We start from the raw sequence: 14,544 nt of genomic DNA on the forward strand, positions 1-14,544 counted from the left end.
GGCGCTATATTTCCACCTCTCTTTTGGAGAGGTCGTAACTGCCTATGGCAGTTGCGGGTGAGGCCAACAAAAAATGCCCTGAAATTTTCAGGGCATACGTTTATTTTAGTTCAATTTCAAATTGTGTCAAGGCTTTAAACTGATGCAGCCTTTCGTGTACCTCATCTTTGGTGAGGCTTTCCATTCGAACTGTGCCAAAGCGCTCCACACAGAACGATGCCAGATTTGATCCGTGGATAACCGCCCGTTTCATGTTTTCAAACGAAATATCGCCCGTAGCCGCCAAATACCCCGTAAAGCCGCCGGCAAAGGTGTCACCCGCACCGGTCGGATCGAACACTTCTTCCAACGGAAGCGCAGGAGCGAAAAATACATTTTCGTTATGGAACAGTAGGGCTCCATGTTCCCCTTTCTTGATGACCACGAACTTTGGTCCCATTTTATGGATTTCCTGTGCCGCCTTTACCAATGAGTATTCTTCGGTCAACTGTCGCGCCTCTTCATCGTTGATGGTAATGACGTCTATATGCTTGATGACTTCCTTTAAATCGTCCAAAGCGCTATCCATCCAGAAATTCATGGTGTCGAGAACGATTAATTTCGGTCGCTCGGTCATTTGGTTGATGACGCTCAGTTGCACAGCGGGATGCAAGTTGCCCAACATCACTACATCGGCATTGGTATAATTGTCAGGTACCACCGGATTAAAATCGGCCAAGGTATTCAATTCGGTGACCAGTGTATCGCGGGAGTTGAGATCGTTGTGGTATTTGCCTTTCCAATAAAAGGTTTTTCCGCCTTTAACGATTTCCAAACCATTTAAATCGATCCCTTTGTTCGAAAGCAAGTCCAGGTATTCTTGTGGAAGATCGTCCCCAACGATAGAAACGATTGCCGAATCTACATCGAATTGTGATGCGGCGAGTCCAATAAAAGTGCCTGCCCCGCCGAGAATTTTATCGGTTTTCCCGAAAGGTGTCTCTATTTCGTCAAACGCGACAGTACCTACGATTACTAGTTTACCCATTTTGGTCAAAAAATTAAGCTGCAAATATACGGCTTTGGTTTTCGAATCGGTAGGGGTTGTTAATAGCTTATTATAAAATTTGTTGAAGCGATGTTTTTTGCCTGTGAACGACAATTTCAGGCACTATTTCCTGCCAAAATCCGCGGGTATCTCGCCCCATGCTTTGGTCTCCCATTTTACGATAGGGGTGTTATAGGAATTCTTTTTCAACCAATCCAGCGCACGACGTATTAAATCGAATAAGGCTTTGTTCTTTTCGGTTTCGACAAGTTTGGTGTTACAGGTCTTTTTACGCACCCAACTCATAGCCGTTCGCGAATCGGTATAGATGACCCGGTCGCTTTTGCGTTCTTTCAAATAGGCCAAGCCATGAACAATGGCCAAAAATTCACCGATGTTGTTCGTGCCTTGGGGAAAAGGACCTTGTCTAAATAGGGTTTTTTTCGTTTTCGTATCCACCCCTTGGTATTCCATAATCCCCGGATTTCCGCTGGATGCGGCATCAACGGAAATAGAGTGGTAATTGGGCGTACCGATTTTGAGTAATTGTTCCTGCGTCAAAGAGGAGACCCCTTTTGTCTTGCCCTTGTACTCCTCATAATTCCCGTTATACGCTTTTTTGGCCAGGGCAAAAGTGGGAAACGATTTGTATTGCGCCCCTTTGTACCCCGTAATGGCGGCTTTACAGTCATCCCAAGTAGTGTAGATTCCGGGCCGCTTTCCTTTCCAGACCGTATAGAACTTTTCTTTTTTTGCCATTGTACAAATATAAAAGAACCACCTATTTTCTACCCTTCCTTTTGCATCCGACGACCGCAGGGAGAGGAATGCATTCGGTCAACATCGCATTTAGGCGATGTTGGGGGAGGCCAACAATTTCTCAATCACCTTCGGGAAATGCTCGAACTCCAACTCATGCACTTTCCGTGTGATGTCGGCAACTGTATCTTGGGGAGCGATAGCCGTTTTCGCTTGGTGAATGATAGCACCCTCATCGTAATTTTCGTTCACGTAATGTATCGTGATGCCCGTTTCAGTATCCTTATTGTCTTTAACGGCTTGGTGCACATGACTACCGTACATTCCTTTACCCCCATATTTGGGCAATAATGCCGGGTGTATATTGATGATTTTATTCGGGAAATTCATAATGAGGTTTTGTGGCACCTTCAGAAGAAAACCGGCGAGTACTATCAGGTCGGGTTGTAGCCCTTCAAGGACATCCAATAAGCAACCCTGCGCCGAAAATGCATTTTTATTGAAATATAACGCGCTTATATTCAATCGTTTACATCGTTCCAAAACTTTGGCATCGCTTTTGTTTGTCAGCACTGCGGTAACCGTAACGAAATCGTTATGCTGAAAGTGCCTTATGATGTTCTCGACATTAGATCCAGAACCGGAGGCAAAAAGTACAATGCGTTTCAGAGGCATCGAATTCATTACGGAATGAGTGAAAAATTTAAAGACGAAAGTACTACTACTGTCCCTAATTTTCTTAAATTACAGCACATTTTAACGACTAATGGTGTATTTAGTCCAAAGTTTTTTATTTTTGCCATCAAATTTAAATTTTTAAAACCAAATTAATTATGTCAGATATTGCATCAAGAGTAAAAGCTATCATCGTTGATAAATTGGGTGTTGATGAAAATGAAGTAGTAACAGAAGCTAGCTTTACCAACGACCTAGGGGCGGATTCATTGGATACCGTTGAATTGATTATGGAGTTCGAAAAGGAATTCGATATTCAAATCCCTGACGATCAAGCTGAAAACATCGCAACAGTTGGCCAAGCCATTAGTTATATAGAAGAAGCGAAGTAATTTATGTTTTCTTGAACAAGTTTCAAAATTATCCATGTGGTAACCATGCCGCATGGATAATTTTTTTTAATTTCACTCGGTTTAGAACTTCATTTCGGTTTACAAGGTATTTTCATAACCTTCTGAACCATAAAATAAAAACGATTCCATGCAATTAAAGCGCGTTGTGGTAACCGGATTGGGTGCTTTAACACCTATCGGAAATAATATAGGAGAATACTGGGATGGTCTGAAGAGCGGTAAGAGTGGTTCCGCTCCCGTAACGTACTACGATACTGAAAAATTCAAGGTAAAATTCGCTTGCGAGTTAAAGGGTTTCGATCCTTTGGAACATTTTGACCGTAAGGAGGCCCGCAAATTAGATCGCTTTGCACAGTACGCCCTGGTCTCCTCCGATGAGGCCATTCTCGACGCCGGATTGGATCTTGATAAACTCGATAAATTTCGGGTCGGGGTTATTTGGGGTGCCGGTATCGGCGGCCTGGAGACTTTTCAAAATGAAGTGTTGAACTTTGCCGAGGGAGACGGGACACCACGTTTCAATCCCTTTTTTATCCCAAAAATGATTGCGGATATCGCTCCGGGACATATTTCTATAAAACATGGTTTTATGGGACCTAATTATACGACGGTTTCTGCCTGCGCCTCATCGGCAAATGCCTTGATCGATGCCATGAACTATATCCGTTTGGGCTATTGCGATGTGGTCGTATCCGGAGGTAGCGAAGCGGCGGTCACCATCGCCGGAATGGGTGGTTTTGGTGCCATGCACGCCCTAAGTACCAGAAACGAGAGTCCCGAAACGGCCTCACGGCCATTTGATGCGACCCGCGACGGTTTTGTATTGGGAGAAGGTGCTGGAGCATTGATTTTAGAGGAATACGAACATGCCAAGGCAAGGGGCGCCAAAATATATGCCGAGGTCTTGGGTGGTGGACTCTCAAGCGACGCCTATCACATGACCGCACCGCACCCTGATGGTATCGGGGTCGTTCAGGTCATGAAAAACTGCTTGAAGGATGCCGGTCTACAACCAGAGGATGTGGATCACATCAATACGCATGGAACGTCTACACCACTGGGCGATGTTGCCGAATTAAAAGCTATATCGGAAGTTTTCGGGGACCATGCCCCCAATATAAATATCAATTCAACGAAATCGATGACGGGTCATTTGTTGGGCGCGGCGGGTGCTATAGAGGCGATAGCTTCTATTTTGGCCATGCAGCATGGTTTGGTACCGCCAACGATAAATCATACGACAGTTGACGAAAATATAGATCCGAACTTGAACCTTACATTGAACGAGGCCCAAGAACGGGAAGTAAATGTAGCGATCAGCAATACCTTTGGCTTCGGAGGACACAATGCCTGTGTTGTTTTCAAAAAATTAAGCTAAGAAAGGATGAGCTTTCCTAAAAATATATTCAATTCCCATCCTCCCGAGGATGGGAATTTTTTTTTAGGCATGAAACGTATTTTGGGCTTTAAGCCTAAAAAACTCAAAATCTACAAAAAAGCGTTTTTACACCGGTCGGCGAACAAAAAGGACAAGGATGGCAACCCGATGAACTATGAGCGTTTGGAGTTTTTGGGCGACGCCATGCTGGGGACCATCATTTCCCGATATCTTTACAATGAAGTTCCCGAAGGAGATGAAGGGTATCTTACCAAAATGCGGTCGAAAATCGTGAGCAGGGAGCATTTGAACGAATTGGGCAAAGACCTAAACCTTATCGAGTTTGTCGAGAGCCGCATTCCCAAAACACATTTTGGCGATAACATTCATGGGAACGTTTTCGAAGCTTTGGTCGGGGCAGTATATTTAGATCGCGGCTATGACTACTGCGTCAAGTTTATCGGCAAAAGGGTAATAGAGCCTTATGTTGATATTGAGCAATTAGAGGGAAAGGTCATCAGCTATAAAAGTCTGCTTATTGAGTGGTGTCAGAAGAAAAAGAAACACTTCGATTACGATGTGTACGAAGATACCGGCAAGGATGCCTTGAAACATTTTGCGGTAAGGCTCACCATCGGGGGAAATATTGTAGCAAAAGCCAGGGCTACTTCAAAGAAGAAGGCAGAGGAACGGGCATCTAAAAGAGCCTATTTTGCGCTACAGAGTAAGATAGATAAAAATTGACTTTCCCTCGCTTTGTAACAAAAACGTTATTTTTTATCCAAAATAGACATTAGGAAGGCCCCATGCTCTTCAGGTTTCTGATTTAGGCGTATATTTACAGCTTACAAAATTTTGACGGTATGTCTGCAGTACATAAAATCATGGGTGATTTTTATGAAGACCCTTTTGATTTAGTGGCGTTGCACAGTAGTCTCGAGGATTACGAATTGGTTTATTTTATCAATAGGCGTCTCAACTCGAGATTCCGTAGATGTCGCAGCGATTTTGAGCTTACATCAGAGGTTTCTTTTCCGATTTTTGAATGGAAGGATGAGCCTAATAATATCTACTGGTCGCTGGTTACGAATAACAGCTTGAGTGAATATAGTTTGCCCCGCACCGATCTTTTTAAAGGGGAAACCTCATATACCGCCCATCATTTGGTTCCTGAACGCAAAGAAGTAGATTATTTCATAAAGGTAGAGCAACCCCAAATGAACGTCGAGGCCGATATCGTGAAACCGCTGCAGTCGATTCCTAAGATAATCACCGCCTACCAAGTAGATATCGATAGTTTAAAATCGAAAAACAATTTAATTTTTTTATAATGCCAAACAGAAAAAAGACAAAGATAGTTGCAACCCTCGGGCCTGCAACAAGTAGAAAGGAAGTGCTTAAGAGCATGATCGAGGCAGGCGTTAATGTCTTTCGAATTAATTTTTCCCATGCGAATTACGATGCTGTCGATGAACGCATTCAAATGATTCGCGAACTGAATGAGGAAATGAACACGAATACCTCTATTCTTGCCGATTTACAAGGACCGAAGCTCCGAGTAGGTGTCATGGCGGGTGAGGTAGTCGTATCTCCGGGAGATGAAATCGATTTTGTGACAGGTGAACCTTTCGAGGGAAACGCCGAACGTGTCTACATGAACTACGACTCTTTCCCGAAGGATGTAAAGCCCGGAGAGCATATTCTTTTGGATGATGGTAAATTGATGTTCAAAGTGCTCGCCACCAACGGAAAAGACGAAGTCAAGGCACAAGTGATTCAAGGAGGTCCTTTAAAGTCAAAAAAAGGGGTCAACCTACCGAACACCGATATATCGCTTCCGGCGCTTACCGAGAAAGATGTGAAGGATGCCATTTACGCCATTTCGAAAAAAGTAGATTGGATAGCCCTATCTTTTGTACGTTTTAGCCAAGATTTGATCGACTTGCAAAATTTGATCAAGGAGCATTCAGAGCATAAAATCCCTATTATCGCTAAAATAGAAAAGCCCGAAGCGGTAGAGAACATCGATAAAATAGTATCGTATTGTGATGGTCTCATGGTGGCACGGGGTGATCTTGGCGTAGAGGTACCCGCACAAGAAGTGCCATTGATTCAGAAACAACTGGTGTTGCGGGCGAAAAGAGCAAGGATTCCCGTAATTATCGCAACACAGATGATGGAGACGATGATCACAAGCCTTACCCCGACAAGGGCCGAGGTGAACGATGTGGCGAACTCGGTTATGGATGGAGCCGATGCCGTAATGCTTTCCGGGGAGACTTCCGTTGGTAACTATCCGGTGCAGGTCATTGAAAAAATGTCCAGTATTTTACACAGTGTAGAAGGTTCAGATCTTATTCATGTACCACATGACCCCCCGCATATTCGTACCAATAGATACATCACCAAATCCATTTGTTATCATGCGGCCATTATGGCAAACGAAATCAAGGCGAAAGCGATTTCTACTTTGACCAATAGTGGTTATACGGCGTTTCAGATTTCCGCTTGGCGGCCGGATGCCCATATCCTAGTCTTCACATCAAACCGCAGAATCCTAACCCAGCTTAGTCTTCTTTGGGGCGTTAATGCCTTTTACTACGATAGGTTCGTTTCGACCGATGAGACGATCGACGATGTGAACAAAATAGCATGTCAAAAGGGCTTTTTGGAGGTTGGCGATATGCTCGTTAGCCTTGCGGCCATGCCCATAAAAGCAAAAGGCATGGTGAATACCCTCCGTGTGACTGAAATAGAGACCTGTAATTTTTAAGAAAAGAAGGTATGAAAAAAGCCTCGTTTCTTATGAATCGAGGCTTTTTCGGTTGTAACAAATAAACACTTAAGCTACTTCCTTTTCATAGGCTATAAAATGTACAACATCTTTATCGGCGTTGAAAATAGGTTGCCCTTTGATCCAACACTTGTACGTACTACCATTCTTTCTATAGTTCAAGATCACCGCCTCGAACGGTTGTTTGGTTTTTATCGCATCGGCGATGAGTTGACTGGTTTCAGTAGAGGTTTCTTTGCCCTGAAACATTTTAGGGGAGTTTCCAATAACCTCTTTAGTGGTATATCCGTTCATGTCCACCATGTTGTGTGTGGCATGTACAATTTTCAAATCCGCATCCGTAACGATGACCACGTGCTGCTTTTGAAGCAGTTCTTCCTCAAGTGACAATGGCGTATTCCATTTATGTTCGATGGCCAATTTGTTTAGAATTACAATATCTTCCGAGGATCTCAGGACAACATCAAAATTTTCGGAGAAGCAATCCCATGAATTTAAGGGAAGACTTTTAATAGACCTTGTGTCGTAAAATTCCTTAACCGCGTTGTCGTAATGCAATAACTCGCTCATTCTATCTTATTGTTATGCTGAAACTAATCCTTTTAAATAGCTTTAGAGTCAAATTATTTTGCAATAAAGAACTCCAATTTTTAGTCAATAATACTAAAAAAAAGAAATGGCTTAAAACTATTAGGAATGATTAACCTTTTTGTTTAAACAATAAACGAATAGATGACCTGAGGGTATGTTATGCTTGAACAGAATTTTCTAAAAATCGAACTGTAATTGTACCAAAATAGGCTCTTCTTTCTTGAGCAGCTCCTTTTTATCGGTATTTAAATTCGCAAGTGAGATGCCCAAAAGCCGCACCGAGTTTTCCATTTTTTCCTGATACAACAATGTCTTGGCGGTTTCCAAGATCAAGGCTTTTTCGGCGACGAAATAAGGTAAAGTCTTGCTACGGGTCTGCAGGGTAAAATCGCTATACTTAATTTTTAAGGTGATGGTCTTTCCAGCAATATTCGACTTTTTAAGGCGGCGTTCGATCTCCGTTGCGATATGGTCTAAACGCTCCAACATGAAAATTTCGCTACTCAGATTTTCGTTAAAGGTTCTTTCGGCTCCAACTGATTTTGGAATGCGATGGGGCTTTACCTCGCTGGTATGAATGCCACGAACCACGTTGTAATAAAAACTGCCGCTTTTCCCGAACTTTTCCTCCAGGAATTCCTGCGATTTGGTCTTAAGGTCTTGCCCCGTAAAGATTCCCAGTTTGTACATTTTTTCAGCGGTAACCTTACCGACACCATAGAACTTCCGAATATCAAGGGCTTCTAAAAAATAGAGGACTTCTTCTGGATTTACCGTTTTTTGACCGTTGGGTTTATTGTAGTCGCTGGCGATCTTGGCAATGAATTTATTGATACTGATACCCGCCGATGCGGTAAGTTTCAGTTCTTCGAAGATACGCCCCCGAATTTCCTGTGCTATCAAAGTGGCCGATGGGTTTCCTTTTTTATTGGTCGTAACATCGAGATAGGCCTCGTCTAGGGATAGTGGCTCTACAAGGTCGGTATAGTCGTAAAAGATTTTTCGAATGTGTTGCGAGATTTCCTTATAACGGTCAAAACGGGCTTTTACAAAGATGAGTTCAGGACAGTTGCGTTTGGCGACTACACTGCTCATGGCACTTCTAACACCATACTTTCGGGCTTCGTAGCTAGCGGCCGAAACAACACCTCTTTTGGAACTTCCGCCCACGGCAACGGGTTTCCCTCGAAGTTCCGGATGGTCTAATTGTTCTACCGAGGCGTAGAAGGCATCCATATCAACATGAATGATTTTTCGTAATGGAAAATCGTTAGGCATGTACAAATTTAAACTGAATTCTATTTTTAAAGCGTTTCATAATGGCGAAACTATAAGAATATCCAATATTTAGGGAAAGGGCATACGATTTCACTCGATAATCGAGATTTGAACCTGGCTGCCGTCCCGCAAGTTGCTACGAGGCTTGCTCCGAAGTTGTTTACTGCCAATATTTTCTGAATCCATTTTGTAGCGGAGCGTACTTTACGGTTTATAACTTATCTTAGAAGTGCATGTTTAATGAAAAGGAGTTATGATTGAAATTGAACGAAAATTTTTAGTGTGTTCGGACGCTTTTAAAACAGAGGCGATTTCGGAAAAGCGAATTGTGCAGGGCTTTCTGAATACGCACCCTGAACGCACCGTGCGCGTTCGCATTAAAGGAGCGGAGGGGTTTTTGACCATCAAAGGAAAATCGAACGAATCGGGTACGACCAGATACGAATGGGAGGAGACTATCGCGCTAACCGATGCCGAGGATCTCTTGAAATTGTGTGAGGAGGGTATGGTAGCGAAAACGCGTTATGAAATTCCTATTGGAAAACATAAGTTTGAGGTAGATGAATTTCTGGGGCTTAACAAAGGGCTCGTCGTTGCCGAACTGGAGCTTAAGGACGAAGGGGAGTTCTTCGAAAAACCAATATGGTTGGGCCTCGAAGTTACAGGAGAATTAAAATATTATAATTCACAGCTGAGTAAAAACCCTTATAAACACTGGAAAAAATGAAAACAGTATGGTGTCTGGTCCTTTCACTGGCATGCTTATCGTGTCAGGAGGACGTTAAAGAAGAAAATCAGTCGGTCCTGAAGGACCCCAGGCCTTCTCAAAGTCAACTTAAAGAAGAACTTACCGCGAGGGGTTTTGAGATATTCGATTATGTTGATGAAAAAACCAAAGATACGGTCTTAATGCAGCAATACTTTATCGCCTTTTTAAAACGTGGTCCGAACCGTTCGCAAAGCAAGCCCGAGGCCGACAGTCTGCAAACCTTGCACATGGCCCATCTGGGGAAAATGTACGATATGGGTTACGCCGATATCTCTGGGCCTTTTGGTGACGATGGCGATATTCGAGGGATAACCGTTTACAATACGCCTACCTTGGCAGTAGCGGATAGCTTGGCGAATGCAGACCCCATGGTGAAATCCGGTAGATTGGTAATCGAAATACACCCTTGGTGGGCGGCAAAAGGGTTTTCGCTACGCTAATTAGGTGGCCCAAACCCCTTCTTTTTCTATAATTGGAATGTGCTGTAGAACACTTTCCGATACGGTATTCTTGGCTACCAAAAATCGTTTTTCGTATAGTTTGTCATCGGCATAGTACGTAACGAAAAACTCGTTGTTCAACGAAAGTACTTCTTCTTGTAACAGTTCTATTTTGGCGAAGGCTTTTGCCTCGACCACCCCGATACCATGACGCATGGTAGAGGTCTTTCTGTCCCCGTCGAAACCTTTGGTCACAACTAAAACCATATCGATTTGGGAGCTGCGATTGTTGATGATATATGCGTTCCAGTCTTTGGATAGAAATTCTTCGTTCCATTCGTGTATGATGGCGACGTAAACGTCTTTTGCCACGGGTATTTCAATATCTTTTTTCACTTTTTACAGACTTATTGAAGTAATGGCCCTTTCACTTAGTTTTAGGCGAGGGCGATCACTCGGGAAGTTTTTAAAATTTGTTTGAATTTCGCAACGCACTCATGAGAGGTCGGGAAGATACCCTCTATAAGGCACTTTTGAACTGTTCTAAAAAACGGATATCGTTTTCGCTCAATAAGCGTATATCCGAAATTTGATGCAGTAATAATGCGATACGGTCGATTCCCATACCAAATGCAAAACCGGAGTATTCCTTCGAGTCGATACCACAATTATCCAATACATTTGGGTCGACCATACCACAACCCATAATCTCTAACCAGCCCGTACCTTTTGTCATACGATAGTCGGTTTCGGTCTCAAGGCCCCAGTACACGTCAACTTCCGCGCTGGGTTCTGTAAATGGAAAATAGGAGGGACGTAACCGTATTTTCGACTTTCCGAACAGTTCGGTGGTAAAGAACTGCAAGGTCTGTTTTAAATCCGCAAAGGAGACATCTGTATCGATATACAACCCCTCTACTTGATGAAAGAAACAATGCGAGCGCGCGGAAATGGCTTCGTTGCGATAGACTCGCCCTGGCGAAATCGTTCGTATAGGCGGTTTGTTGTTTTCCATATAACGCACTTGCACCGATGAGGTATGGGTTCGCAAGAGAATATCGGGATCGGTTTGAATGAAGAAGGTATCCTGCATATCCCGTGCCGGATGGTATTCGGGCAGATTCAAGGCAGTGAAGTTATGCCAGTCATCCTCTATCTCGGGACCCTCCGAAACGTTGAAACCTATTCGTGAGAAAATGTCGATGATTTGATTCTTTACGATTGAAATCGGATGTCTGGCCCCCAATGCAATGGGTTCCCCCGGACGTGTCAAATCGCCGTAAACTCCTGTTTCGACGGTTTTTACTTCAAGACTTTCCTTAAGCGCTTCTACCTTTTCGGAAGCTACTCGCTTCAAGGTATTTATGGTCTGCCCAAATTCCTTTTTCTGTTCATTGGGCACTTCTTTAAAAGCTGCGAAAAACTCGTTCAACAAGCCTTTCTTACCCAAATACTTTATACGAAATGCCTCAACGCCTTCTTTACTGTCTGTAGTAAAGTTTTCAACTTCCGCAATATGTTCTTTTAGTTTTTCTATCATTCGAGTGGTGATGAGGGCAAATTTAATACTTTTTATGAACCTTCGAGTGCAACATATCTATCATAAGCGACGGTCGATCAATGAACAAATAGGCTTTTTTCGCAAGCGCGGCACGATTGAATCTTGGCAGTTCGGGACGGGCAATCGTATTCAAAGCGTTACCTGTTGATATCGGTCTTTGAAAGCCTCTCCTAAGTAACTATCGGATTGTTGATATTGTCTTTCACATTTTCTTTGACCCAGGTGATACAAGACTCGAAATCATCGAAAATATGTTCTTCTGGAATAAGGTCGGGAATGACATCTACCCGCTCCATCATATAGCGGGGCTGCTTAAGCAACTCAACAAAAAGTACGTTGATTCCAGATTTTTTAAGATCGATAAGAACGTCTTCTATGGTGTAGAGACCGGATTGATCCATATACTGCATACGCTCCATTCTGATGATGACATTCGAAACCGTTCTAGGAATTTGATCGGCCAATTGTTGAAAGTCGTTGGTTGAACCAAAGAACAATGGGCCTTTAAGGTGTTTGATGAATACCTCATCCCGCAGGTTTTTTGGAAACGCTGTCTCTTCTCTCCAACCGGCCTCTTCTTCCAACGGTTTAACGTCCGAACGTTCGGCAGTTAGATCGCCCATTTTTTTCATAAACATCAACGAAGCGATTACAAGACCTATTCCTACGGCATAAACTAGATTCCAAACAGAGGATAAAACGAGTACGACCAGCATGATTACTACCTCAGAACTGAATTTTAATGGTCCGATATTCATATCTCTGGGGAGACTGGGTATCGCCTTCAATCCTTTATAATCCATTACCCCGATACCGACGGTTACCAATATTCCGGCAAGTACGGCGGCGGGAATTTGGGATGCAACCGGCCCCAGGGCCAATAAGATAATTAGCAAGAGTATACCGGCGATCATACCCGAAAGTTTGGTCTTTCCGCCAGAATTGATATTTACGACGGTACGAATCGTGGCCCCGGCTCCCGGAATGCCCCCAAAAACAGCAGCGATACTATTTCCTATGCCCTGACCGACCAATTCTTTGTTAGGTCGGTGCTTGGTCTTTGTCATGTTGTCGGCCACCACCGAGGTAAGTAAAGAATCGATTGCCCCTAGCAAGGCGAGGGTCAGTGCCGTAAATATATAGGGTGTGACCATACCTAGCTCGAACTCGGTAAAAATCTGCAGGTTAGGCATGGGAAATCCGCCGGGTATTTGCTCTATTGGACGATAATCCAAATTAAAACCGTATGCTACGCCGGAAACTACGACCAACGCTACCAACGCACTTGGTATGGTGGTGGTTATTTTTTTGAAACCATAAATGATTATAATAGTCGAAAGGGCCAATAGAAGCTCAAGCACGTTGATGTTCCTAAGCGCTCTTGGCAATACTTTTAGGGCACCGATTACTCCTGAGGCTTCACTTTTTGCCAAGGTTCGGGCCTCTTTCAGCATGTCGTCTTCCGAGATGGCGTTTGCCCTTTTGATGGTTTCCTCGAAATTTTCCAATACCAAAATACCTTCTCCTGCCTCTTCTTTTAAGATATTATTCAAAATGATTTCCTCCGCCATCGGCTTATATCGATTGACAAATTCGGCGTCTTCTTTAGGATAATATCCAATCGAGGGCAGTATTTGTGTGACTAGAATTATAACCCCAATGGCCGTCATAAAGCCGGACACGACCGGATAGGGAATGTACCTGATATATTTTCCGATACCGATAAGGCCGAGGCCGACCTGCATAAGACCTGCCAAAAGAAAGACTACTAGAATAGCGGGCAACGCCTTTTCAAGACTACCATCGTTGAGGGCTACAATACTTGCGATTACTACCATGCTCACCGCGGTCATCGGTGCCGTAGGTCCTGATATCTGGGTATTCGTACCACCAAAGAGGGCGGCAAAAAAACTAATAAAGATAGCACCATAAAGACCGGCACTAGGCCCCATTCCCGAGCTAACGCCGAATGCAAGTGCTAAGGGCAGGGCTACAATACCCGCCGTAATACCTCCGAAAAGATCTCCTCGAAGATTGGAAAAAAGGGTTTTCATGGTATATTGTATTTTCGAGAAAGATAGAATTTTTTAGCTTAAAAAAAGCCAATACTAGGCGTATTGGCTTTCACTTATTGTGCAATGAAAATAGATAGGCCTGGGCCATGTTCCGCAATAGGCATTTCGAAAATCGAAATTTACAGGTTATAAGACCTTACCAATGGTAGTTCACTATAAAAAAGTAACCTTACCGTTGTTGATGTCATACATGGCACCTACGATTTTTATTTCACCCTCATCTTCCATCTCTTTTAGTACCGGACTCATATTTCTCGTATTCTCAATGGTCATGTGCACATTTTTTACTGCAACGCGATTTACAAAGTCGATATTCTTTGAATTTCGAAGGCCGGTGTCCGAGGGTTCCGAAACGGCATTTACCGCTGGTTTTATTTTATCCAATAAAATCGTCAGGTTACCCAATTTAGCATCGTCGCAGGCCCCTTTCACCGCTCCGCAAGCCGTATGGCCTAAGATGACGAGAATTTTTGTTCCAGCCAGTTTACAGGCGAATTCAATGCTCCCCAATAAATCCTCGTTTACGATATTACCGGCGACCCTGGCGCTAAAGATGTCTCCAACTCCCTGATCAAAAATCAATTCTGCCGAAACCCTGGAATCGATACAACTTAAAATCGTAGCGAAGGGGTATTGTCCAGAGGCGGTATCCCCTACTTGTTCCAATAGATCGCGCCCGGCTTGTTTGTTCGCAACGAACCTTTGATTTCCTTCTTTCAGCAATTCGATTGCCATATCCGGCGAAATCGCCGCTTGTGTATCTTTTGTATGTGCTTTCATATAC

General features: G+C 43.5%; 16 protein-coding genes. 7 read left to right on the forward strand and 9 right to left on the reverse strand.

Translation table 11 applies throughout. The annotated features are described in order from the left end of the window. Nucleotides 1-100: 100 nt before the first annotated feature. From FGM00_RS18710 to purN, 3 genes are all read right to left on the reverse strand, one after another. Nucleotides 101-1,027, reverse strand: coding sequence for a PfkB family carbohydrate kinase (locus FGM00_RS18710; RefSeq protein WP_138854382.1), 927 nt, complete (start codon nt 1,025-1,027; stop codon nt 101-103). Between the two features lie 123 nt (nt 1,028-1,150). Continuing rightward, a complete protein-coding gene (locus FGM00_RS18715) occupies nt 1,151-1,786 on the reverse strand; it encodes a ribonuclease H1 domain-containing protein (protein ID WP_138854383.1) in 636 nt (211 codons plus the stop codon). 90 nt (nt 1,787-1,876) lie between these two features. Next, nucleotides 1,877-2,455, reverse strand: coding sequence for a phosphoribosylglycinamide formyltransferase (purN, locus tag FGM00_RS18720; RefSeq protein ID WP_138854759.1), 579 nt, complete (start codon nt 2,453-2,455; stop codon nt 1,877-1,879). Between the two features lie 164 nt (nt 2,456-2,619). On the opposite strand from purN, the gene FGM00_RS18725 reads away from it, so the two are divergent. The 5 genes from FGM00_RS18725 to pyk all read left to right on the forward strand — a co-directional run bounded on the left by FGM00_RS18725 (nt 2,620) and on the right by pyk (nt 7,025). Beyond that, the gene (locus FGM00_RS18725; protein WP_008269813.1) at nt 2,620-2,853 is read left to right on the forward strand and encodes an acyl carrier protein; all 234 of its coding nucleotides are present in this window, start codon (nt 2,620-2,622) and stop codon (nt 2,851-2,853) included. Between the two features lie 148 nt (nt 2,854-3,001). Beyond that, nucleotides 3,002-4,252, forward strand: a complete 1,251-nt coding sequence (gene fabF / locus FGM00_RS18730) for a beta-ketoacyl-ACP synthase II (RefSeq protein ID WP_138854384.1) — start codon at nt 3,002-3,004, stop codon at nt 4,250-4,252. A gap of 6 nt (nt 4,253-4,258) precedes the next feature. After that, nucleotides 4,259-4,996 carry a ribonuclease III gene (gene rnc / locus FGM00_RS18735; protein WP_138854385.1) on the forward strand — a complete coding sequence of 246 codons (738 nt, stop codon included), beginning with the start codon at nt 4,259-4,261 and terminating at the stop codon, nt 4,994-4,996. A gap of 119 nt (nt 4,997-5,115) precedes the next feature. Continuing rightward, entirely contained in the window at nt 5,116-5,583 is a 468-nt protein-coding gene (locus FGM00_RS18740) for an IPExxxVDY family protein (protein ID WP_138854386.1), read from the forward strand. Then, complete coding sequence (gene pyk, locus FGM00_RS18745) at nt 5,583-7,025, forward strand: pyruvate kinase (protein WP_138854387.1); 1,443 nt, start codon at nt 5,583-5,585, stop codon at nt 7,023-7,025. Before FGM00_RS18740 ends, pyk begins: the two co-directional genes overlap by 1 nt. A 69-nt stretch (nt 7,026-7,094) precedes the next feature. Here the strand turns inward: pyk and FGM00_RS18750 are convergent, their stop codons facing one another. Next, on the reverse strand, nt 7,095-7,616 hold the full coding sequence (locus tag FGM00_RS18750) for a PAS domain-containing protein (protein WP_138854388.1): 522 nt from the start codon (nt 7,614-7,616) through the stop codon (nt 7,095-7,097). Between the two features lie 198 nt (nt 7,617-7,814). Beyond that, complete coding sequence (gene dinB, locus FGM00_RS18755) at nt 7,815-8,915, reverse strand: DNA polymerase IV (protein WP_138854389.1); 1,101 nt, start codon at nt 8,913-8,915, stop codon at nt 7,815-7,817. Nucleotides 8,916-9,168: 253 nt separating this feature from the next. Here dinB and FGM00_RS18760 point away from each other — a divergent pair, with 253 nt between their 5' ends. Beyond that, the gene (locus FGM00_RS18760) at nt 9,169-9,642 is read left to right on the forward strand and encodes a CYTH domain-containing protein (RefSeq protein ID WP_138854390.1); all 474 of its coding nucleotides are present in this window, start codon (nt 9,169-9,171) and stop codon (nt 9,640-9,642) included. Continuing rightward, complete coding sequence (locus FGM00_RS18765; RefSeq protein WP_138854391.1) at nt 9,639-10,124, forward strand: YciI family protein; 486 nt, start codon at nt 9,639-9,641, stop codon at nt 10,122-10,124. Before FGM00_RS18760 ends, FGM00_RS18765 begins: the two co-directional genes overlap by 4 nt. On the opposite strand, the gene FGM00_RS18770 is transcribed toward FGM00_RS18765, so the two are convergent. The 4 genes from FGM00_RS18770 to FGM00_RS18785 all read right to left on the reverse strand — a co-directional run bounded on the left by FGM00_RS18770 (nt 10,125) and on the right by FGM00_RS18785 (nt 14,540). Beyond that, entirely contained in the window at nt 10,125-10,520 is a 396-nt protein-coding gene (locus FGM00_RS18770; protein WP_138854392.1) for a hypothetical protein, read from the reverse strand. Between the two features lie 124 nt (nt 10,521-10,644). After that, entirely contained in the window at nt 10,645-11,664 is a 1,020-nt protein-coding gene (pheS, locus tag FGM00_RS18775) for a phenylalanine--tRNA ligase subunit alpha (RefSeq protein WP_138854393.1), read from the reverse strand. Between the two features lie 191 nt (nt 11,665-11,855). Further along, on the reverse strand, nt 11,856-13,739 hold the full coding sequence (locus tag FGM00_RS18780; RefSeq protein ID WP_138854394.1) for a SulP family inorganic anion transporter: 1,884 nt from the start codon (nt 13,737-13,739) through the stop codon (nt 11,856-11,858). Between the two features lie 174 nt (nt 13,740-13,913). Beyond that, nucleotides 13,914-14,540, reverse strand: a complete 627-nt coding sequence (locus FGM00_RS18785; protein WP_138854395.1) for a carbonic anhydrase family protein — start codon at nt 14,538-14,540, stop codon at nt 13,914-13,916. Between the last annotated feature and the right edge of the window lie 4 nt (nt 14,541-14,544).

It is taken from the genome of Aggregatimonas sangjinii, from assembly GCF_005943945.1.
Lineage (GTDB): Bacteria > Bacteroidota > Bacteroidia > Flavobacteriales > Flavobacteriaceae > Pelagihabitans > Pelagihabitans sangjinii.